This is a genomic window from Mycobacterium sp. DL440 (assembly GCF_011745145.1).
In the GTDB taxonomy this organism is placed as follows: domain Bacteria; phylum Actinomycetota; class Actinomycetes; order Mycobacteriales; family Mycobacteriaceae; genus Mycobacterium.
Genome location: NZ_CP050191.1, coordinates 1,384,204 through 1,403,930 on the forward strand (window position 1 = coordinate 1,384,204; position 19,727 = coordinate 1,403,930).

18 protein-coding genes are annotated in these 19,727 nt (G+C 66.4%); 14 read left to right on the forward strand and 4 right to left on the reverse strand.

The annotated features are described in order from the left end of the window. Position 1: 1 nt before the first annotated feature. Positions 2–694: an HNH endonuclease family protein gene (locus HBE63_RS06875; protein WP_166909470.1), complete on the forward strand. Its 693-nt coding sequence runs from the start codon at positions 2–4 to the stop codon at positions 692–694. Between the two features lie 17 nt (positions 695–711). On the opposite strand, the gene HBE63_RS06880 is transcribed toward HBE63_RS06875, so the two are convergent. Both HBE63_RS06880 and HBE63_RS06885 read right to left on the reverse strand, forming a co-directional pair. Further along, positions 712–1,557, reverse strand: coding sequence for an aldo/keto reductase (locus HBE63_RS06880; protein WP_166904086.1), 846 nt, complete (start codon positions 1,555–1,557; stop codon positions 712–714). Between the two features lie 5 nt (positions 1,558–1,562). Next, positions 1,563–2,390 carry an aldo/keto reductase gene (locus HBE63_RS06885; protein WP_166909472.1) on the reverse strand — a complete coding sequence of 276 codons (828 nt, stop codon included), beginning with the start codon at positions 2,388–2,390 and terminating at the stop codon, positions 1,563–1,565. 13 nt (positions 2,391–2,403) lie between these two features. On the opposite strand from HBE63_RS06885, the gene HBE63_RS06890 reads away from it, so the two are divergent. The 10 genes from HBE63_RS06890 (at position 2,404) to mutM (ending at position 12,742) form a co-directional block, all read left to right on the forward strand. Further along, entirely contained in the window at positions 2,404–3,540 is a 1,137-nt protein-coding gene (locus HBE63_RS06890) for an alpha/beta hydrolase (protein WP_166904087.1), read from the forward strand. Between the two features lie 27 nt (positions 3,541–3,567). Next, the gene (locus tag HBE63_RS06895; protein ID WP_166904088.1) at positions 3,568–4,404 is read left to right on the forward strand and encodes a DsbA family protein; all 837 of its coding nucleotides are present in this window, start codon (positions 3,568–3,570) and stop codon (positions 4,402–4,404) included. Then, the gene (locus HBE63_RS06900; protein ID WP_166904089.1) at positions 4,401–5,036 is read left to right on the forward strand and encodes a vitamin K epoxide reductase family protein; all 636 of its coding nucleotides are present in this window, start codon (positions 4,401–4,403) and stop codon (positions 5,034–5,036) included. The genes HBE63_RS06895 and HBE63_RS06900 overlap by 4 nt, the downstream gene beginning before the upstream one ends. Before the next feature lie 34 nt (positions 5,037–5,070). Continuing rightward, the gene (locus HBE63_RS06905) at positions 5,071–8,493 is read left to right on the forward strand and encodes a pyruvate carboxylase (RefSeq protein ID WP_166904090.1); all 3,423 of its coding nucleotides are present in this window, start codon (positions 5,071–5,073) and stop codon (positions 8,491–8,493) included. Beyond that, a complete protein-coding gene (gene rsmD, locus HBE63_RS06910; protein ID WP_166909474.1) occupies positions 8,490–9,056 on the forward strand; it encodes a 16S rRNA (guanine(966)-N(2))-methyltransferase RsmD in 567 nt (188 codons plus the stop codon). Before HBE63_RS06905 ends, rsmD begins: the two co-directional genes overlap by 4 nt. A 38-nt stretch (positions 9,057–9,094) precedes the next feature. Next, positions 9,095–9,571 carry a pantetheine-phosphate adenylyltransferase gene (coaD, locus tag HBE63_RS06915; RefSeq protein ID WP_166904091.1) on the forward strand — a complete coding sequence of 159 codons (477 nt, stop codon included), beginning with the start codon at positions 9,095–9,097 and terminating at the stop codon, positions 9,569–9,571. Between the two features lie 189 nt (positions 9,572–9,760). Further along, the gene (gene sepIVA / locus HBE63_RS06920) at positions 9,761–10,498 is read left to right on the forward strand and encodes a cell division protein SepIVA (RefSeq protein ID WP_166904092.1); all 738 of its coding nucleotides are present in this window, start codon (positions 9,761–9,763) and stop codon (positions 10,496–10,498) included. Between the two features lie 64 nt (positions 10,499–10,562). Further along, positions 10,563–11,180, forward strand: coding sequence for a DUF177 domain-containing protein (locus HBE63_RS06925; protein WP_166904093.1), 618 nt, complete (start codon positions 10,563–10,565; stop codon positions 11,178–11,180). Then, positions 11,177–11,869 (forward strand): ribonuclease III, encoded by a 693-nt coding sequence (gene rnc, locus HBE63_RS06930; RefSeq protein ID WP_166904094.1) that lies wholly within the window; start codon positions 11,177–11,179, stop codon positions 11,867–11,869. Before HBE63_RS06925 ends, rnc begins: the two co-directional genes overlap by 4 nt. 6 nt (positions 11,870–11,875) lie before the next feature. After that, positions 11,876–12,742 (forward strand): bifunctional DNA-formamidopyrimidine glycosylase/DNA-(apurinic or apyrimidinic site) lyase, encoded by an 867-nt coding sequence (gene mutM / locus HBE63_RS06935; RefSeq protein ID WP_166904095.1) that lies wholly within the window; start codon positions 11,876–11,878, stop codon positions 12,740–12,742. Positions 12,743–12,764: 22 nt separating this feature from the next. On the opposite strand, the gene HBE63_RS06940 is transcribed toward mutM, so the two are convergent. Continuing rightward, entirely contained in the window at positions 12,765–13,565 is an 801-nt protein-coding gene (locus HBE63_RS06940) for a hypothetical protein (RefSeq protein WP_166904096.1), read from the reverse strand. A 138-nt stretch (positions 13,566–13,703) separates the two neighbouring features. Between HBE63_RS06940 and HBE63_RS06945 the strand changes: the two genes are divergently transcribed. From HBE63_RS06945 to smc, 3 genes are read left to right on the forward strand one after another with little or no spacing between them, the layout of a single operon-like run. Then, positions 13,704–14,111 carry an OsmC family protein gene (locus tag HBE63_RS06945; protein ID WP_166904097.1) on the forward strand — a complete coding sequence of 136 codons (408 nt, stop codon included), beginning with the start codon at positions 13,704–13,706 and terminating at the stop codon, positions 14,109–14,111. Then, complete coding sequence (locus tag HBE63_RS06950; RefSeq protein WP_166904098.1) at positions 14,108–14,416, forward strand: acylphosphatase; 309 nt, start codon at positions 14,108–14,110, stop codon at positions 14,414–14,416. The genes HBE63_RS06945 and HBE63_RS06950 overlap by 4 nt, the downstream gene beginning before the upstream one ends. A gap of 26 nt (positions 14,417–14,442) precedes the next feature. Beyond that, entirely contained in the window at positions 14,443–18,030 is a 3,588-nt protein-coding gene (smc, locus tag HBE63_RS06955) for a chromosome segregation protein SMC (protein WP_166904099.1), read from the forward strand. Between the two features lie 63 nt (positions 18,031–18,093). Here smc and HBE63_RS06960 read toward each other — a convergent pair whose 3' ends face one another. Next, positions 18,094–19,572 carry a PE-PPE domain-containing protein gene (locus tag HBE63_RS06960; RefSeq protein ID WP_166904100.1) on the reverse strand — a complete coding sequence of 493 codons (1,479 nt, stop codon included), beginning with the start codon at positions 19,570–19,572 and terminating at the stop codon, positions 18,094–18,096. Positions 19,573–19,727 lie beyond the last annotated feature (155 nt).

Genomic DNA, 19,727 nt, shown 5'->3' on the forward strand with positions numbered 1-19,727 from the left:
GATGTGGTGGCTGGCCGCAGCCGTGGCACTCGCAGTGGTCGTCGCCGTCCAGGTGACGTGGTCGACGCAACGTCCTGACCGGTTCGCCGCCCAGGCGCAACCGCCCATCGTCGCGCGCGGAGTTGATCTGCTGGCCGGGGTTCCCGAGGTGCCGGTACGGATGCGCGGAAACGACTATCGCCGCGCGGCGTTCGGTGAGTCCTGGGACGACGACAACAGCGCGCCCGGTGGACACAACGGCTGTGACACCCGCAATGACATCCTCAACCGTGACCTCGTCAACAAGACGTTCGTCGCGATCAAGCGGTGTCCGACCGCCGTGGCGACCGGCACCCTGCACGACCCCTATACGAATGCGGTGGTGTCGTTCGTGCGCGGCAATCAGACCGGTGCCTCGGTGCAGATCGACCACATCGTGCCGCTGGCGTTGGCCTGGGACCTGGGCGCGCGGGACTGGCCCGACGATCTGCGGCTACGGTTCGCCAACGACCCGGCCAACCTGCTGGCGGTCGCCGGTAAGCCCAATCAGGACAAGAGCGATCAGGAGCCTGCGAGCTGGATGCCGCCCAACCGGGCGTTCCGGTGCCAGTACGCGGTGCAGTTCGTCGCGGTGCTGCGGGGCTATGCGCTTCCGGTCGACGCGTCCTCGGCACCGGTGCTGCGTGAAGCCGCCGGCACCTGCCCGACGGGTTGAGTCACCCTCGCCGAGGTTCAGGATCCCGTGTAGGTCGCCGGGTCGGGTCGGAACCGGGTGCCATTATCGAGACTGTCGAGAGCCGCGATCTCGTCGGTGGTCAGCTCGAAGCCGAACACGTCGAGATTGGAGGCGATGCGTTCCGGGTTGGTCGACCGGTAGATCACGGTGTTGCCCAACTGGATGCTCCAGCGGATCAAGACCTGCGCCGGGGTCTTGCCGTGGGCCTCGGCGATGGCCGTGACGGCCGCGTTGTCGAGCAGGTTGCCGACGCCGAGCGGGCTGTAGGCCTGCGTGACGACGTTGTACTGGGCGTTGGCGGCGCGCCAGGCACTCTGATTGAGCAAGGGGTGCAGCTCGATCTGGTTGACCGCAGGAGCGACGAACGTCAGGTCGACGATCGTGGACAGGTTCTCGGGGCTGAAGTTGGATACGCCGGTGGAGCGGGCCATGCCCGCCTGCTTGAGCGCCATCAGTCCACCCCAGCTGTCGACGTACTTGCCGATGTCGTTGCCGGGCCAATGAATCAGGTACAGGTCCACATAGTCGAGGCCGAGCCGCTCCAGGCTGGCCCGCCCGGCATCCTGGGATGACGTGAACCCCTGATCAGCGATGTCCAGTTTCGTGGTGACCGAGATTTCCTCGCGCGGGATGCCCGATGCCGCGATGGCACGGCCGACGCCGGCCTCGTTGCCATAGGCGGCCGCAGTGTCGATCAAGCGGTGACCGGCTTCAAGAGCCGCCGATACCACGCGCTCCGCCTCGGAATCCGAGAGTCCGCCGACGCCCAGGCCGACGACCGGAATCGTACGGTCGTCGTTGAGCGTGACGGTGGGAATCGCAGCCCCGTCCGAGGAGGTCATGGCACCTATCCTGTGAAGTTGAAGGTTCGGGGGTCGGGTCCCAGGCGGGTGTCCGTCTCCAACGAGGCGATGGCCGACATATCCGATGCGTCCAGATCGAAATCGAACACGTCGAAATTGCTGACAATCCGCTCGGGGTTCACCGACTTGGGGATGACGATATTACCCAGATGTATATGCCACCTAATCAGTACCTGTGCGGGGGTTTTACCGTGCCGTTCGGCGATGCCGGTGATCACCGGATCGGTGAGCAGCGAGCCCTGGCCCAGCGGGCTCCACGCCTCGGTGGCGATGCCCAATCTGGCGTGTACCTCGCGAAGCTCGTGTTGCGGTAGCAGCGGGTGCAATTCGATCTGATTGACCGCAGGCACGATGCCGGTGACGTCGATCAGCACGGTCAGGTGTTCGGGCGCGAAGTTGCTCACGCCGATGGACCGGACCCGGCCCTGATCCCGCAGATGCGCGAAGGCCTTGAACGTGTCGACGTAGGTGTTGTTGGCCGGCATCGGCCAGTGGATGAGATACAGGTCGAGGTAGTCGACGCCGAGCCGGTCCAGGCTCGCGTCGAACGCGGCCAGCGTCGAGTCGTAACCCTGATCGCTGTTCCACAGCTTGGTCACCAGGAACACGTCTTCGCGGGGGACGCCGGAGTTGACCAGGCCGCGGCCGGTTTCGGCCTCGTTGCGGTACGCGGCGGCGGTGTCGAGGTGCCGATAGCCTGCCTGCAGTGCCGCGGTCACCGCGCGTTCGGTCTCCTCGGCAGGGGTCTGCCAAACCCCCAACCCGACTTGCGGTATCGAATTACCGTCGTTCAGCGTGACACGAGGACTCACAGAGGGAGCAGCCATGACTGAAAGTCTGCCAGGCGGGCAGGTCCGGGGCAGACCTGGTCGCCACAGTCGGGACCCGGTCAAGCAGGCGGTGCTCGAGCGGGCAACCAAGTTCACCCTGTCCGCGATTCCACGGATCTCCGACCGGACCAAGCGTCTGCTGCTGGGCGGGCGTTCGGTGGTCGTCGACGGCAACACCCTGGACACCACGCTGCAATTCACCCTGGCCGCCCAACGCACGGCCGGAGTCGGGGGCCTGGTCGCCGATTACAGCCCGGAGTCCGGCGCCACCGTTTCGCGAGCCGCGCTGCGGGCCACCGCGGCCATGATGAAGGTCCGTATCCGCGCGGACGTGACCGAGATTTCGATTCCCGGTCCGGCCGGTCCCATGCCGGCGCGCCGCTACGTCCCGGACGGCACCGCATCCCCGGCCACCTCGGCGCTGTTGTTGTACTTCCACGGCGGCGGCTTCGTGATCGGTGACCTCGACACCCACGACAGCCTGTGCCGACTGATCTGCCGGGACGGCGGAATTCAGGTGATCTCCGTCGACTACCGGCTCGCGCCCGAGCACAAGGCGCCGGCCGCCATCGACGACGCCTATGCCGCCTACCGCTGGGCGCTCGATCACGCTGCCGGCCTGGGCGCCACACGCATCGTGGTCGGGGGAGACAGCGCTGGCGGCAACCTCGCCGCCGTGGTGGCTCAGCAGGCCCGCGACTCCGAGCTACCGCTGCCCGCCCTGCAGCTGTTGCTGTACCCGGTCACCGACTGGTCGAGCGAGACGCGATCCAAGACGTTGTTCTCCGAGGGCTACTTCCTGAGTAGGCGCGACATGGACTGGTTCGCCGCGCACTATCTCGACGGCGCCGAGGTGTCCGCCGAGGACCCGGCGGTGTCACCGCTACTGAGCGAGGATCTGTCCGGGTTGCCGCCTGCGCTGGTGGTCACCGCAGGGTTCGATCCCTTGCGCGACGAGGGCAACCGGTACGCGCGGGCCATGCGGGACGCCGGGGTGGTCGTGGACCTGCGGGAAGAACGGTCGATGATTCACGCGTTCGCCAACTTCTTCCCGCTGGGAGGCGGCAGTGCCACCGCGACGAGCGCAATGATCTCGGCCCTGCGCGCACATCTCAGCCACGCCGAAAGCTGACCTGGCAGCGCCGGTACGCTTGTCGACGTGGCCAAACCGAAGAAGACCGCGAAGTACGACCTCAAAGCGGCTGACCGCAAGCGCAACCTGTGGGTTCAGATCGGGCTGACAGCCGTGGTGGTGCTGTTCGCCGTCGGCCTGGTGCTCTACATCGTGACGACCGGCCACAAGCGGCCTGCCACCGGGGAGGCCCGGGCCGTCCACGTGGCCGCGCCCAGTGTGATCACCAAAGAGGGCACATCTGAGCCCAAGGTGACGCTGAGCCTCTTCGAGGATTTCCTGTGCCCCGCGTGCGGCCATCTGGAACAGCAGTTCGGCCCGACCATCAACAAGCTGATCGACGCCGGTGCCGTGGCCGCCGACTATCACATGGTGGCGATTCTGGACAAGGCCGGCAACGGTTACTCGTCGCGGGCCGGTGGCGCTGCCTACTGCGTCGCCGATGAGTCCATCGATGCGTTCCGCCGATTCCACTCCGCGCTCTTCACACCCGGAATCCAGCCGGAGGAGGGGAGCGGTGTCTACCCGGACAACGCCCGGATCATCGAACTCGCCCGCCAGGCCGGTGCCGCCGGCGAGGTGCCCGACTGCATCACCAAGGCTCGCTACGTGGAGATGGTGCAGGGCATGGCCGCGGCCACTGAAATCCACTCGACGCCGACCATCAAGTTCAACGGTGAGGACTACAGCCCGACCACGCCCGACGCGCTGATCGCGAAGGTCAAGGAGATCGTCGGCGACGTGCCGGCGTTGAACGGCCCCGCTCCCGGCCCTGCCGCTCCTGCGCCTGCGCCCGGCGCACCGGCGGCACCCGCCCCGGCTGCTCCACCCGCACCCGCTACACCCGCGCCGGCCCACCCATGAGTGACACCGCAGCGTCCGAGCTCGACGAACTCGGCGATTCAGGGACCGAAAAGGCCCCGGGAGTCGCCGTCGGCAAGGTCGGTGCGGTGTGGATACTGATCGCCGGTGTCCTCGGGCTGGCGGCGGCGTTGGCGCTGACGGTCGAGAAGATCGAGCTCCTGATCGATCCGAGTTACGTACCGTCCTGCAGCATCAACCCGGTGATCTCCTGTGGCTCGGTGATGTCCACCTGGCAGGCAGCGGTCTTCGGGTTCCCCAACTCGCTGATCGGGGTGGTCGCGTTCACGGTCACGCTGGTCACCGGTGTGCTGGCCGTGGCCGGCGTTCGATTGCCCCGGTGGTACTGGGCCGGCCTGGCGGCGGGAAGCCTGCTCGGGGCCGTCATGGTGCACTGGCTGATCTTCCAGAGCCTCTACCGCATCGGTGCCCTGTGCCCGTACTGCATGGTGGTGTGGTCGGTCACCATCCCGCTGCTGGTGGTGACGAGCTCCATCGCGTTCCGGCCGCTGCACACCAACGTGGTCGCCAGGACTGTCTACGAGTGGCGGTGGTCGCTCGTGGCGCTCTGGTTCACCTCACTCGTGCTGTTGATCTTGGTGCGTTTCTGGGAATACTGGTCAACGCTCCTGTAACACTTCCGCAATAACTTGTCGGTTAGGTCTACCCGTGATTTCCAAACTGTTAGTCGCCAACCGCGGCGAGATTGCGATCCGTGCGTTTCGTGCTGCTTATGAGATGGGCATCGCGACGGTAGCGGTGTATCCGTATGAGGATCGCAATTCGTTGCATCGGCTGAAGGCTGATGAGTCGTATCAGATCGGTGAGGTCGGTCATCCGGTACGGGCGTATCTGTCGGTGGACGAGATCATCAGGGTCGCCCAGCATTCCGGCGCGGACGCGGTGTATCCGGGCTATGGATTCCTGTCCGAGAATCCCGAATTGGCGTCGGCCTGCGCGGAGGCGGGCATCACCTTCGTGGGTCCCTCGGCGCAGGTTCTGGAATTGACCGGCAACAAGGCGCGGGCGATTGCGGCCGCGAAGGCGGCGGGCCTGCCGGTCCTGGCATCGTCGGCGCCGTCGTCGTCGGTGGACGAATTGGTCGCTGCGGCAGGGGATATGGCGTTCCCGTTGTTCGTGAAGGCGGTGTCCGGCGGCGGTGGGCGCGGAATGCGCCGGGTGACCGACGCCGAGGCGCTACCCGAGGCGGTGGAGGCGGCGTCGCGTGAGGCGGAGTCGGCGTTCGGCGATCCCGAGGTGTACCTGGAGCAGGCCGTCATCAACCCGCGTCACATCGAGGTGCAGATCCTTGCCGATACGCAGGGCAATGTGATGCACCTGTTCGAGCGGGACTGCAGTGTGCAGCGACGGCACCAGAAGGTGATCGAGCTGGCGCCGGCGCCGAACCTGGATCCTGATTTGCGCGAACAGATTTGCGCGGATGCGGTGGCCCTGGCTCGCCAGATCGGTTACAGCTGTGCGGGCACCATCGAGTTCCTCCTCGACGAACGCGGTCATCACGTCTTCATCGAGTGCAATCCGCGGATCCAGGTGGAGCACACGGTGACCGAGGAGATCACCGATGTGGACCTGGTCGGCTCACAGTTGCGGATCGCCGCCGGGGAGAGCCTGGCCGATCTGGGTTTGAGCCAGGACAAGTTGACGGTGCGTGGTGCTGCTTTGCAGTGCCGGATCACCACCGAGGATCCGGCCAACGGATTCCGCCCGGACACCGGGCGGATCACTGCCTACCGGTCACCCGGCGGTGCGGGTGTTCGCCTGGACGGCGGCACCAATGTCGGGGCCGAGGTGTTGGCGCATTTCGACTCCATGCTGGTCAAGCTGACCTGTCGCGGGCGTGACTTCTCAACGGCGGTTTCGCGGGCCCGCCGGGCGCTGGCGGAGTTCCGCATCCGCGGGGTGTCGACGAACATCCCGTTCCTGCAGGCCGTGATCGAAGATCCGGACTTCCGTGCCGGACGGGTCACCACCTCGTTCATCGACGAGCGCCCGCAGCTGCTGACCGCGCACACGCCTGCCGACCGCGGCACCAAGATCTTGAATTACCTGGCCGATGTCACGGTGAACAAGCCCAACGGTGAGCGGCCGACAGGGGTGTACCCGCAGGACAAGTTGCCGGCGTTGGATCTGTCGACGGTGCCGGCGGCCGGTTCCAAGCAGCGGCTGGTCGAGTTGGGGCCCGAGGGGTTCGCGCGGTGGATGCGGGACAGCAAGGCCCTCGGGGTCACCGATACGACGTTCCGCGATGCACATCAGTCGTTGTTGGCCACCCGGCTGCGTTCCACCGGCCTGCTCAAGGTGGCGCCGTATGTGGCCCGGACGATGCCGCAGTTGTTGTCCATCGAGTGCTGGGGTGGGGCGACTTACGATGTGGCGCTTCGGTTTCTGAAGGAAGACCCGTGGGAGCGGCTGGCCGCCCTGCGCGAGGCAGTGCCCAATATCTGTCTGCAGATGTTGCTGCGGGGCCGAAACACGGTGGGATACACGCCGTATCCGGAGTTGGTGACGTCGGCCTTCGTGCAGGAAGCCACGGCAACGGGGATAGATATCTTCCGGATCTTCGATGCGCTCAACAATGTCGAGTCGATGCGTCCGGCGATCGATGCGGTGCGGGAGACCGGTACGGCGATCGCTGAAGTGGCGATGTCCTACACCGGTGACCTGTCTGACCCCGGCGAAAACCTCTATACGCTCGATTACTACCTGAAGCTGGCCGATCAGATTGTCGATGCCGGCGCGCACGTGTTGGCGATCAAGGACATGGCCGGGTTGTTGCGTCCGCATTCTGCACACCTTCTGGTGAGTGCGCTGCGGTCACGCTTTGATCTACCGGTGCATGTGCACACCCATGACACCCCGGGTGGGCAGCTGGCGACATATCTGGCGGCCTGGCAGGCCGGGGCGTCGGCAGTGGATGGTGCGGCCGCGCCGTTGGCGGGCACCACAAGTCAGCCGGCACTGTCCTCCATCGTGGCCGCGGCCGCGCACACGTCGTTCGACACCGGTTTGTCACTCGGTGCGGTGTGTGATCTGGAGCCGTATTGGGAGGCGTTGCGCAAGGTGTACGCCCCGTTCGAGTCGGGGCTTCCGGCGCCGACGGGACGGGTGTACACCCATGAGATCCCCGGCGGGCAGTTGAGCAATCTGCGCCAGCAGGCCATCGCGCTGGGGCTGGGAGATCGGTTCGAGGAGATCGAGACTGCCTACGCTGCGGCCGACAGGGTGCTGGGCCGGTTGGTGAAGGTGACCCCGTCGAGCAAGGTGGTGGGGGATCTGGCGTTGGCGTTGGTGGGTGCCGGGGTCAGTGCGCAGGAGTTTGCCGCCGATCCGGCGCGCTACGACATTCCTGACAGTGTGATCGGGTTCCTGCGTGGCGAACTGGGAGACCCACCGGGCGGGTGGCCGGAGCCGTTGCGTACCAAGGCCCTTGAGGGCCGGGGGCCGGCCAAGCCGATCCAGGAGCTCTCGGTCGAGGATGAGGCGCTGCTGGCTGCGCCCGGCCCCAAACGTCAGGCGGCGTTGAACCGGTTGCTGTTCCCGGCGCCGACCAAGGAATTCGAGGCGCACCGCGAAACCTACGGTGACACCTCCGGCCTCAGCGCCAATCAGTTCTTCTACGGGCTGCGCTACGGCGAGGAGCATCGTGTCGAGCTCGAGCGCGGCGTGCAGTTGCTGATCGGCCTGGAGGCGATCTCCGATGCCGACGAGCGGGGGATGCGCACGGTGATGTGCATCCTCAACGGGCAACTGCGTCCGATCACCGTGCGAGATCGCAGCATCGCCAGCGAGGTCCCGGCCGCGGAGAAGGCCGACCGCAACAACCCGGATCATGTGGCGGCCCCGTTCGCCGGTGTGGTCACCGTCGGTGTTGGGTTGGGAGACAAGGTCGAAGCGGGGGAGACCATCGCCACCATCGAGGCGATGAAGATGGAAGCCGCGATCACGGCCCCCAAAGCCGGCACCGTCGAACGTGTCGCCGTGGCTGCCACGGCACAGGTCGAGGGCGGCGACCTGTTGGTCGTGGTGACCGGTTCGGCGGGCAGGAGCGAAGCGACCGGGGGATCGACCTGACCCGCATCGTCGCTGGGGCACTCGGTGGCCGCCGGCTGCGGGTGCCCCAGCACCGGTCGGGCCTGGGTACCCGCCCCACCTCTGACAGGGTCAGGGAGGCCGTGTTCAACGCCTTGGCGGCACGGCTGGATTTCACCGGATTGTCGGTGCTGGATTTGTATGCCGGTTCGGGAGCGCTTGGCCTGGAAGCGCTTTCGCGTGGTGCCACTTCGGCCACCTTCGTCGAGTCGGATGCGCGTGCGGCCGCCGTCATCGCCGAGAACATCACTGCGCTGGGCGTGCGCAACGCCGCAGTACGCCGGGGCACGGTGGACTCGGTGTTGGCCGGGGGTGCCACGCGGCCGGTCGATCTGGTGTTCGCCGACCCGCCATACGACCTCGGTGACGCCGCGGTCGATGCGATGCTGACGGTGTTGGCCGCTGCCGGCTGGGTGGCCGTGGGCACCCTCGTCCTGGTGGAGCGGCGGTCGTCGAGTCAGCCGGTGAGCTGGCCGGAAGGCTGGGAAGTGTTGAGCGCCCGGCGCTACGGTGACACCCGCGTCGAACTCGCCGAAGTGGGTTAGCGGATAGCCGTCCGGCGCGGCCTGTAGCGTCGTCATCCATGAGTGGCGCGGTATGTCCCGGCTCCTTCGACCCGGTAACCCTTGGCCATATCGACGTTTTCGAGCGTGCGGCGGCGCAGTTCGATGAGGTCGTGGTGGCGATCCTGGTGAATCCCAACAAAAAGGGCATGTTCGATCTTGACGAGCGGATGGCGATGATCGCCGAATCAACCTCGCATCTGCCCAATCTCCGAGTCGAGGCCGGCCAGGGTCTTGTCGTCGACTTCGTCAAGACGCGTGGTCTGACCGCGATCGTCAAGGGCCTGCGCACCGGCACGGACTTCGAGTACGAGCTGCAGATGGCTCAGATGAACAAGCATGTGGCCGGTGTCGACACGTTCTTCGTGGCCACGAGACCGCAGTACTCGTTCGTGTCGTCGTCTTTGGCCAAGGAGGTCGCCTCCCTGGGTGGCGATGTCTCGGCGTTGCTGCCCGAGCCGGTCAACCGCCGGTTGCAGGAGAAGCTCAACAGTTAGCCTGCGTCGAATGTTGGGCTCCATGCGAGTTTGCCCGGCGGGATTTCGCACATATGCCAACGGTGGGCGGTAGGCAACGGCAAACACGGGCGAACAAGCCCGACGGCGACACACCGATTGTGCTCCCGAGTCACAGGCGTAACACCAGGCACACTAGTCACTGACAACGACGACCTGGAGGGTTTTGCCGTGTACCGAGTTTTTGAAGCGCTCGACGAGCTCGGCGCGATTGTCGAAGAAGCGCGTGGCGTGCCCATGACAGCCGGCTGCGTGGTACCCCGCGGTGATGTGCTCGAGCTGATCGACGACATCAAGGACGCGATCCCCGGTGAGCTCGACGACGCACAGGACGTGCTGGATGCGCGTGACTCGCTGTTGCGCGAAGCCAAGGAACACTGCGAGTCGGTGATGGGCAAGTCGAACGCCGATGCCGACGGCATGCTCAATCACGCCAGGGGTGAGGCTGACCGGTTGCTGGCCGACGCGAAGGCGCAGGCCGACCGGATGGTTGCCGAGGCCCGTCAGCACAGCGAGCGCATGGTCGGGGAGTCGCGCGAAGAGGCGGCGCGGCTCGCGGCCGCGGCGAAGCGGGAGTACGACGCGAGCACTGGCCGGGCCAAGGCCGAGGCTGATCGCCTGACCGAGAACGGCAACATCTCGTACGAGAAGGCCGTGCAAGAGGGCATCAAGGAACAGCAACGCCTGGTGTCGCAGACCGAGATCGTCTCGACGGCGACGGCCGAGGCCACGCGGCTCATCGACGCGGCCCACGCCGAAGCCGACCGGTTGCGCGGTGAATGCGACATCTATGTGGACAGCAAACTGGCCGAGTTCGAGGACTTCCTCAACGGCACGCTGCGCTCCGTCGGCCGCGGACGTCACCAGCTACGCACCACCGCGGGAACGCACGACTACGCCACCCGCTGACGACCATGGTGACGGTCGGTGCACTGCGTCGTGGTGTGTTCTGACGCCGCCGTAGGATCGATGCATGGCGACGCATGCGAGATCGGCTGGGCGGGGAGGGCCTGAAAGGCGCAGTGGTCCCCGATCGCCGCTGGCGATCGATGTCACCCGGCTGGGCCGGCGGCCGGGTTCGTTCCTGCCCCACCAGGAGACGGTGCCCAGTCCGGTGCGGATCGGGGCCGAACTGGTGGCCATCGAGAAGGGTGCGCCACTCGAACTCGACTTGCAGCTGCAGTCGGTGTCGGAGGGGGTGCTGGTCAGCGGGACCGTATCGGCTCCCACTGTCGGTGAATGTGCGCGCTGCCTGACTGCACTCACGGGCGACGTCGAGATCGACCTCACCGAGTTGTACGCCTATCCGGACAGCACCACCGACGAGACCACCGAGGCCGACGAGATGGGCCGGGTGGGCGCCTCTGGTCATGCTGACACCGTCGACCTGGAACAACCGATCATCGACGCCGTCGGGTTGGCGTTGCCGTTCTCCCCGTTGTGCCGTCCGGACTGCCCGGGCCTGTGCCCTGACTGCGGTGCCGCGCTGGCCACGGCAGAGCCGGGCCATCACCACGACAAGATCGATCCCCGCTGGGCCAAGCTGGCCGCGATGCTGCCCGACGACGAGCGGCCCGGGGGCGAGGAGTGACCGATTCGCACGCGGCGCTGCTGGAGGCGCTTGGCGTCGACCTTCCCGCCGAACTACTCACTATCGCGTTGACGCATCGCAGCTACTCCTACGAGAACGGTGGCCTGCCCACCAACGAGCGGTTGGAATTCCTCGGTGATGCCGTGTTGGGGTTGACCATCACCGAGGAGCTTTACCGTCGCCACCCCGAACGCTCCGAGGGTGATCTGGCCAAGCTTCGCGCCAGTATCGTCAACACCCAGGCGCTGGCCGACGTCGGCCGTGGGCTCACCGAGGGCGGCCTCGGCAGCCATCTGTTTCTCGGCAAGGGCGAAGAGAACTCCGGTGGCGCCGACAAGTCCAGCATTCTCGCCGACGGCGTCGAATCCCTGCTCGGCGCAATCTATCTGGAACACGGCCTGACCACAGCTCGTGAGGTCATCCTGCGGTTGTTCGGCGAGCTGCTCGACACCGCGCCGACGCTGGGTGCGGGGCTGGACTGGAAGAGCAGCCTGCAGGAGTTGACTGCCTCCCGCGGGCTTGGTGCTCCCAGCTACGTGGTGACCTCCACCGGGCCTGATCACGACAAGGAATTCTCAGCGACCGTGGTGGTGGGCGATGTCGAATACGGCAGCGGCGTGGGGCGTAACAAGAAAGAGGCCGAGCTCAAGGCTGCGGCTGCGGCCTGGACCGCACTCGACAATGCGTGAGCACCGATGCCTGAACTGCCCGAGGTAGAGGTAGTCCGTCGCGGACTACAGGAACATGTTGCGGGCAAATCGATTTCGGCGGTACGCGTGCATCATCCGCGTGCGGTACGCCGTCACGAGGCCGGCCCCGGCGACCTGACCGCTCGCCTGTTGGGGGCCCGCATCACCGGAACTGGACGCCGCGGCAAGTACCTCTGGTTGACCCTGGCAGACGACGGCGGCCAGGACGAGACGGAAGCGTTGGTAGTGCATCTGGGGATGAGCGGCCAGATGCTGCTGGGGCCGATCCGTGACGACCGGCATCTGCGGATCGCCGCCGTGCTCGATGACGGCACGGCCCTGAGCTTCGTCGACCAACGTACGTTCGGAGGCTGGCAGCTGGCCGAATTGGTGACGGTGGACGGTACCGCCGTGCCCCAACCGGTCGCGCACGTGGCACGCGATCCGCTCGACCCTCTCTTCGATCGCGACCACGTGGTTGCGGTGCTGCGGCGCAAGCACTCTGAGATCAAACGTCAGCTGCTCGACCAGACCGTGGTGTCCGGTATCGGCAACATCTACGCCGATGAGGCGCTGTGGCGAACCAAGATCAACGGCGCCAGGACGGCCGCACTGCTGCCGCGCCGCCGATTGGGCGAGGTGCTCGACGCCGCCGCTGCGGTGATGACCGATGCGTTGAGTCAGGGCGGCACGTCGTTCGATTCGCTGTATGTGAACGTCAACGGCGAATCCGGTTACTTCGAACGGTCTTTGGACGCCTACGGCCGCGAAGGTGAACCGTGCCGGCGGTGTGGCGCGGTCATGCGCCGTGACAAGTTCATGAACCGGTCATCGTTCTACTGCCCGCGGTGTCAGCCCCGCCCCCGGGGCTGACACGCGCTTTACCCGACGCAGATCACGGCATGCTGGGCATGCCCGGCATGTCGGACATGCAGATCTTCCAGGATCCACTTTCCTTGCGCAGGTACAACTTGCCCGGGCCCGCGCTGCTCGAGATGTCGACGACGGCCTTGCTGCCGTTCACCGTGATCTTGGTGATCTCAGCCGACCCACTGGAGTCGGTGGTCTTCGGGATGTCGATCGCATCCAGGCCGCCGATCTTGTCGAACAGGTCGCGATCCGCCTGGCAGAAGTAGGGCAGGGCCTCGTTGAGGTCACTGGAACTGGACATCACCTCGTCGAGGAAATCCCGTACCTCCTTCTCGGCATCGCTGGAGCCGGACGACTGGGACGAGCCCGCGCTGCTGCGGCCCCCACTCGAACCCGAATCGCCCTTCAACGTGAAGATCAGGACGCCGCCGACGATGACCACCACCGCCAGCACGACGCCGCCGATCGCCAACCACTTACCGTTGCCGCCACCCGACGGCTGCGGGGTGGGGTATCCGTACGGCGACTGCGGTGCGCCGTAGGGCTGCTGGGCTCCGTAGGGCGAGCCGAATGGCTGCTGGGGTGCTCCGTACGGCGTGCCATATGGCTGCTGGGGCGCCCCGTAAGGCTGTTGCGGCGCTCCATATGGCGAGCCGTACGGCTGTTGCGGCTGCTGAGGTGCCCCGTAGGGGGAGCCGTACGGCTGCTCGGGGTTTCCGGCAGTGTTCGGATATCCCTCGGGCCCGCCTGGCTGCTGGTACGGCTGTTGCCACGGCCCGGGCGCTCCCGACGGCGGGGTGGGCGGATTGCTCGGCGGATAGGTCACGGTGCTCCTCAGCGATGTCGGTGTGCCGAGTCTATCGTCGCTGCCTGGGTCGCCGCCGTGTCCAACGGGGGGCGTTGACCGATCCCGCCGGCGATTACCCCTGGAATAACCGCGTGTCGCGACGTGTAGAAATACCGCATGACCGAACTTTGGGTTGACCGCACCGGTGTCCGCAGGTATGTCGGACGCAGTTCGCGCGGTGCAGAGGTGCTGGTGGGCAGTGAGGACGTCGAGGGCGTGTTCACCCCGGGCGAGCTGATGAAGATCGCGCTCGCGGCGTGCAGCGGAATGTCCAGCGATCAGCCCCTCCGGCGGCGTCTGGGCGACGACTATCCGGCGACGATCCGGGTGTCTGGACCGGCGGACCGGGAGCAGGAGCGCTACCCGCTGCTGGAGGAGAAACTCGAAATCGACGTGGCGGGCCTCTCGGAGGCCGAGGTGGCCCGGGTGTTGACCGTCGTCGAGCGCGCGATCGACCAGGTCTGCACGGTGGGCCGCACCCTCAAATCCGGCACCGAGGTGAAGTTCGAGGTCGCCACTTCGTGACGGACCCGCAGCCACCTGAAGCCTGGGCCGATGCAGAGGTGCGGCTGAGCGCCTGGGTGCATGGTCAGGTGCAGGGCGTGGGGTTCCGATGGTGGACCCGATCGCGCGCGCTGGAGCTTGGTCTGACCGGGTTTGCTTCGAATCGGCCCGACGGCCGGGTACATGTGGTGGCCCAAGGGCCACGCGGGAAATGTCAGCGATTGCTTGAGCTGCTGCAGAGCGGGGAAACCCCGGGGTCCGTGGATCACGTCGTCGCAGATTGGGCGGATGTCGACGCCCCGATGGCGGGGTTCACCGAACGGTAGCCGAGTCGGCGGTAGGGTAAATCGCCGTGCACCTCAAGAGTCTGACGCTGAAGGGCTTCAAGTCCTTCGCCTCGCCGACGACTCTGCGCTTCGAGCCCGGGATCACCTGTGTCGTCGGCCCCAACGGCTCGGGCAAGTCGAACGTGGTCGACGCCCTGACCTGGGTGATGGGCGAGCAGGGCGCCAAGACCCTGCGCGGCGGCAAGATGGAGGACGTCATCTTCGCCGGCACGTCCTCGCGGGCGCCGCTGGGCCGCGCCGAGGTGACACTGACCATCGACAACTCCGACAACGCGTTGCCGATCGAGTACTCCGAGGTGTCGATTACCCGCCGCGTGTTCCGTGACGGCGCCGGCGAATACGAGATCAACGGCAGCAGCTGCCGGTTGATGGACGTGCAGGAACTGCTCAGTGACTCCGGCATCGGCCGCGAGATGCACGTCATCGTCGGGCAGGGCAAGCTCTCCGAGATCCTGGAATCGCGTCCCGAGGATCGCCGCGCCTTCATCGAGGAGGCCGCCGGGGTCCTCAAGCATCGCAAGCGGAAAGAAAAAGCGGTCCGCAAGCTCGACTCGATGGCCGCGAACCTTGCCCGCCTGACCGATCTGACCACCGAGTTGCGCCGCCAGCTCAAGCCGCTGGGACGCCAGGCCGAGATGGCGCGGCGGGCGGCGACGATTCAGGCCGATCTGCGTGACGCGCGGCTGCGCCTGGCCGCCGACGACCTGGTCAGAAGACAGGTCGAGTTCCACAACACCAATCAGGCCGAGACCACGCTGCGCCGCGAGCATGACGAGGCGACCGTCCGGCTGGAATCCTCCACCGTCGAACTGCAGGCACACGAGGCCGCGGTCGCGGAGCTGACCCGCCGCGCCGAGGCCGCCCAGCAGACCTGGTTCCGGGCCTCGGCGCTGGCCGAACGGGTGAGCGCCACCGTGCGGATCGCGACCGACCGGGCACAGCTGTTCGAGTCCGAGACGGAGGTCTCCACCGGGCAGGATCCGGAGGCCCTGGAGGCGGAGGCCAACGAGGTTGCCGAGCTGGAGATGGAGCTGCTCGGCGAGCTCGAGGAGTCGCGCATCGTTCTGGAGAGCGCCCGTGCCGAGCTGGCCGAACGTGAGCAGCTCGCCGCCGAGGCCGAGCGGGCGCACATGGCCGCGGCCCGGGCCGAGGCCGACCGGCGTGAAGGGCTGGCACGGTTGGCCGGGCAGGTCGACACGATGCGTACCCGGGTCGAGTCGATCGACGACGGCGTCATGCGGATGTCGGTCAACATAGAGGAAGCTGCGGCCAAAGCCGAACTGACACAGGCCGAATTCGAGACTGTTCAGAGTCGCGTCAGCGAACTGGATGCCGGTGAAACCGGTCTGGACGAGCAGCACGACCGTTCGGTGGCAGCGCTGAGGCTGGCCGACGAACGCGTGGCCGAACTGCAGTCCGCCGAGCGTGCCGCCGAACGGCAGGTCGCCTCGCTGCGGGCCCGGATCGAGGCTCTATCGGTCAGCCTGGACCGGCGCGACGGCGCCGCCTGGTTGCAGAAGAACCACCGTGGCACAGGGCTTTTCGGCACCATCGGGGAATACTTGAAGGTGCAGCCGGGGCACGAGGTGGCGGTGGCCACGGTCCTGGGCGCGGCGGCCGACGCGTTGGCCGCCGAGGATTTCGGTGTCGCCGCTGCCGCCGTCGCCGCGCTCAAGGAATCCGACGGTGGCCGGGCCGCCCTGCTGTTGGGGGATTGGAATGTCAACGGCTCGGCCCCGGCGGGCGTGCTTCCCGACGGGGCGATCTGGGCCAACGACGTGGTCACGGTCCCGGACCGCCTGCGGGGGGCGATCACGGCGATGCTGGCCGGGGTGGCGGTGGTGACCGATCTGCCCGCTGGGGTGCAACTGGTCTCGGCGCGCCCGGACCTGCGTGCGGTGACCGCGGACGGTGATCTGGTCGGTGCCGGCTGGATCAGCGGTGGCTCCGACCGCAAGCCCTCCACACTCGAGATCAGTTCCGAGATCGACAAGGCTCGCCACGGACTGGAGACCGCTGAGCGGCAGACCGGCGAGTTGGCGGCCGCATTGTCGGGTGCGCTGGCCGAGCAGGCGGACCGTCGGGAGGCGGCCGAAGAGGCGATGGCCGCGCTGAACGAATCCGACGCGGCGATCGCGGCGATCTATGAGCAACTGGGCCGTCTGGGACAGGATGCTCGCGGCGCCGGGGACGAGTGGCAGCGGTTGATCCGCCAACGCGACGAGCTCGAGGCCGGACGCACCAAGACGGTCGAGGAACTCACCGAACTTGAGTCGCGGCTGCACAACGCCGAACAGCTTCCGATGTTCGAGGCCGAGCCGGTGGACCGTCAGACCTCGACGGCCGCCGCCGAGGCGGCGCGTTCGGTCGAGGTGGAGGCCCGTCTATCGGTGCGCACCGCCGAGGAGCGCGCGAATGCCGTTCGCGGACGTGCCGATTCACTGCGCAGGGCCGCGGCCGCCGAGCGCGAGGCCCGGGTGCGCGCGCAACGGGCCCGCGAGGCCCGCGCACATGCCGCACAAGTGGCCGCCGCCGTGTCGGAGTCGGGACGCATTGTGGCCCAACGGTTGAGTGCGGTGGTGTCGGTGGCCTCGCGGATGCGTGACGAGCTGGCCACCGAGCGTCAGCTGCGCGGCACGGCACTGTCCCAGGTGCGCGAGGTGGTCACCGAACTCAACGCGAGGATCACCGCGCTCACGGATTCCCTGCACCGTGACGAGATGGCCAAAGCGCAAGCGTCACTTCGGATCGAGCAACTCGAGGCGCAGGTGCTGGAGCAGTTCGGGATGCCCGCGGCGGACCTGATCGCCGAGTACGGTCCGCAGGTTACGCTGCCGCCGAGCGACTTGGAGATGGCGGAATACGAGCAGGCGCGTGAGCGGGGTGAGCAGGTGATGGCGCCGGCGCCGATGCCGTTCGACAGGCCGACCCAGGAGCGCCGGGCCAAGAAGGCCGAACGTGAGCTGTCGGAGTTGGGCCGGGTGAATCCGCTTGCACTGGAAGAGTTTGCGGCACTGGAAGAACGCTACAACTTCCTGTCGACACAACTTGAGGACGTCAAGGCTGCGCGCACCGACCTGCTGGACGTGATCGCCGATGTCGATACCCGGATTCTGCAGGTGTTCACCGAGGCCTATGTCGATGTGGAGCGCGAATTCGAGCAGGTGTTCTCCACGCTGTTCCCGGGTGGTGAGGGCCGGCTGCTGCTCACCAATCCTGCCGACATGCTCACCACGGGAATTGAAGTCGAGGCCAGGCCGCCGGGCAAGAAGATCAAGCGACTCTCGTTGTTGTCGGGTGGCGAGAAGTCGTTGACCGCGGTGGCCATGCTGGTGGCGATCTTCCGGGCCCGCCCGTCCCCGTTCTACGTGATGGACGAGGTCGAGGCCGCGCTCGATGATGTGAACCTGCGCAGGCTGATCAGCCTGTTCGAGCAGCTGCGCGAGAAGTCCCAGCTGATCGTGATCACCCACCAGAAGGCCACCATGGAGGTCGCCGACGCGCTCTACGGTGTGACCATGCGCGGTGACGGCATCACGACCGTGATCTCGCAGCGGATGCGGGGTCAGGAACTGGCCGCCAGCCCGGGCTGAATCCCGGGCAGGCGTAGTGGACTACTCGAATGTCCCGACGCGGCCGGGAAGGTTGTGCCGCGCCTACGCCGCATCCGAGTGTCCGGAACGGTGGTTGTGGCGCGGTTTCTGTTTGGTGTCGCCGGCTTTCGTGTCCGTGGTGCCGGATTTCGACTGGGCCGAATTGCTTTGGCCGGCGTGACGTTGCGGCGAGCGATGTGGGCGCGGGTTGTCTTGTGACGCGGCGGCATCTGCATCGGTTGCATCGTCGGACAGCGTCTTGGGTGAGAATGCCTGTCGGAGCGGCTGCCGGATGCGTTCTGCTCCCGGCTTTGTCTGCCGTTGTCGTTTCTGCTGAGGTGTTGTGTTGGACCGGGTCTCGGTGTCAGCTTCAGCTTCGGTGCCGGTCAGGTGCGCCCGGGTGCGGTCCGACTGCGGTCCCGCCGTGACCGGGGTATCGAGCTTCACCTTTTCTGGATCCGACTTATCCAGTGCGGCAACGCTTTCTGTGTGGCGATCACTGGTGTGGCCGGTGTCGATGCCCAAGTCGGCGAGTGCATTGCGCACGCCCTCCTTGGCTGCGGCCCGCAGGTCCGATGCCAGTTTGTCGAGATCGATGTGGGGTATCAGCCCGGCGCGGGTGGGAACCCCCATGTTGGCCGGCGTGCGGTCATAGCCGAGTTCGATCAGTACCCGCAGGGTCGGCTCGACCAGGTCGAGCGCCGGCGTCAGGATTCCGATGTTGCGCAATGGCTGAAGCAACGGCAGGTGTTCGGTGTGCACGAGGTAGTAGGTGGTGTTGCCGGAGGTGTAGGACTGGTACGTACTCGGGTCGTTCAGGTCGACCACCGATGACCCGTAGTTCGGATGCAGGTAGATGTAGCCCATCAGGGCGTTGAGATCGGCCAGCACGTTGAGTGGGTATTTGGGAAAGTCGGCGATCAGGTCGTACTGCCGGGCGACGTCGATCGTCTGGTATTCGTCGTCCGGGGTGGCGCCGTCGAAGCTGACTCCGAGGATCGGTATGTAGAGACCTTCAAAGCGGGCGAGGATTCCCCCGTTGGGCCGGTTGGGGTTGGCCACGAACACGAAGGACAGCTCGTCAGCCGAAGGGACCGTGGCGCCTTGCGCGCGAAGCTCGGCGAGATTGCGCTTCTCCCGGGTGGCGATGTTGGCGCTCTGTGAGTAGCCGACGACGACTTTTTCTCCCGAAGTGTTCAGCAGGGCGTTGTTGAGGCTCAGGACCCCGCGGGCGACCGAGGTGTCGAAGGTGATGTCGGTCAGGCTGGTCGCGGGCCAGAACTGCTCTGGTGTCGACACCCATTTCAAGTCGTCTTCATCGAGGTGCCGGTCAGACAGATAGGTGTTGTTGACCTGGTCCACGTAGCTACCCGTACCCCACTGGTGCGGATCTCCCAGCACCTTCATCCCGGTTCCACCCATGATGAGTGCGGTGGCCGCCAGCTGAACCAGCGTGGACATACTCGCCGTCACGACCAGCCCGACGGTGCCGATCAGAGCGACCAGCGTCAGTGCTACCCCCCGAAGCACACGAATGTGCATTCTTGTCCTCCCTTTCGAAAAATCCCATGGGAAGGACCACCTGCTGACCAGACGCTGAAGCCATTCCCGACCCATCTGGATCGTGAACCACCTCGAGCCCTGCTGTCAGCGAATTCAGATAAATTGCTGAAAAAATATAAAGACCCAGTTGAGAA

Coding starts and splice junctions, on each gene's coding strand:
- HBE63_RS06875 (WP_166909470.1), top strand. CDS start 2: ATGTGGTGGCTGGCCGCAGCCGTGGCACTCGCAGTGGTCGTCGCCGTC.
- HBE63_RS06880 (WP_166904086.1), bottom strand. CDS start 1,557: ATGACCTCCTCGGACGGGGCTGCGATTCCCACCGTCACGCTCAACGAC.
- HBE63_RS06890 (WP_166904087.1), top strand. CDS start 2,404: ATGACTGAAAGTCTGCCAGGCGGGCAGGTCCGGGGCAGACCTGGTCGC.
- HBE63_RS06900 (WP_166904089.1), top strand. CDS start 4,401: ATGAGTGACACCGCAGCGTCCGAGCTCGACGAACTCGGCGATTCAGGG.
- coaD (WP_166904091.1), top strand. CDS start 9,095: ATGAGTGGCGCGGTATGTCCCGGCTCCTTCGACCCGGTAACCCTTGGC.
- HBE63_RS06925 (WP_166904093.1), top strand. CDS start 10,563: ATGGCGACGCATGCGAGATCGGCTGGGCGGGGAGGGCCTGAAAGGCGC.
- mutM (WP_166904095.1), top strand. CDS start 11,876: ATGCCTGAACTGCCCGAGGTAGAGGTAGTCCGTCGCGGACTACAGGAA.
- HBE63_RS06945 (WP_166904097.1), top strand. CDS start 13,704: ATGACCGAACTTTGGGTTGACCGCACCGGTGTCCGCAGGTATGTCGGA.
- HBE63_RS06960 (WP_166904100.1), bottom strand. CDS start 19,572: ATGCACATTCGTGTGCTTCGGGGGGTAGCACTGACGCTGGTCGCTCTG.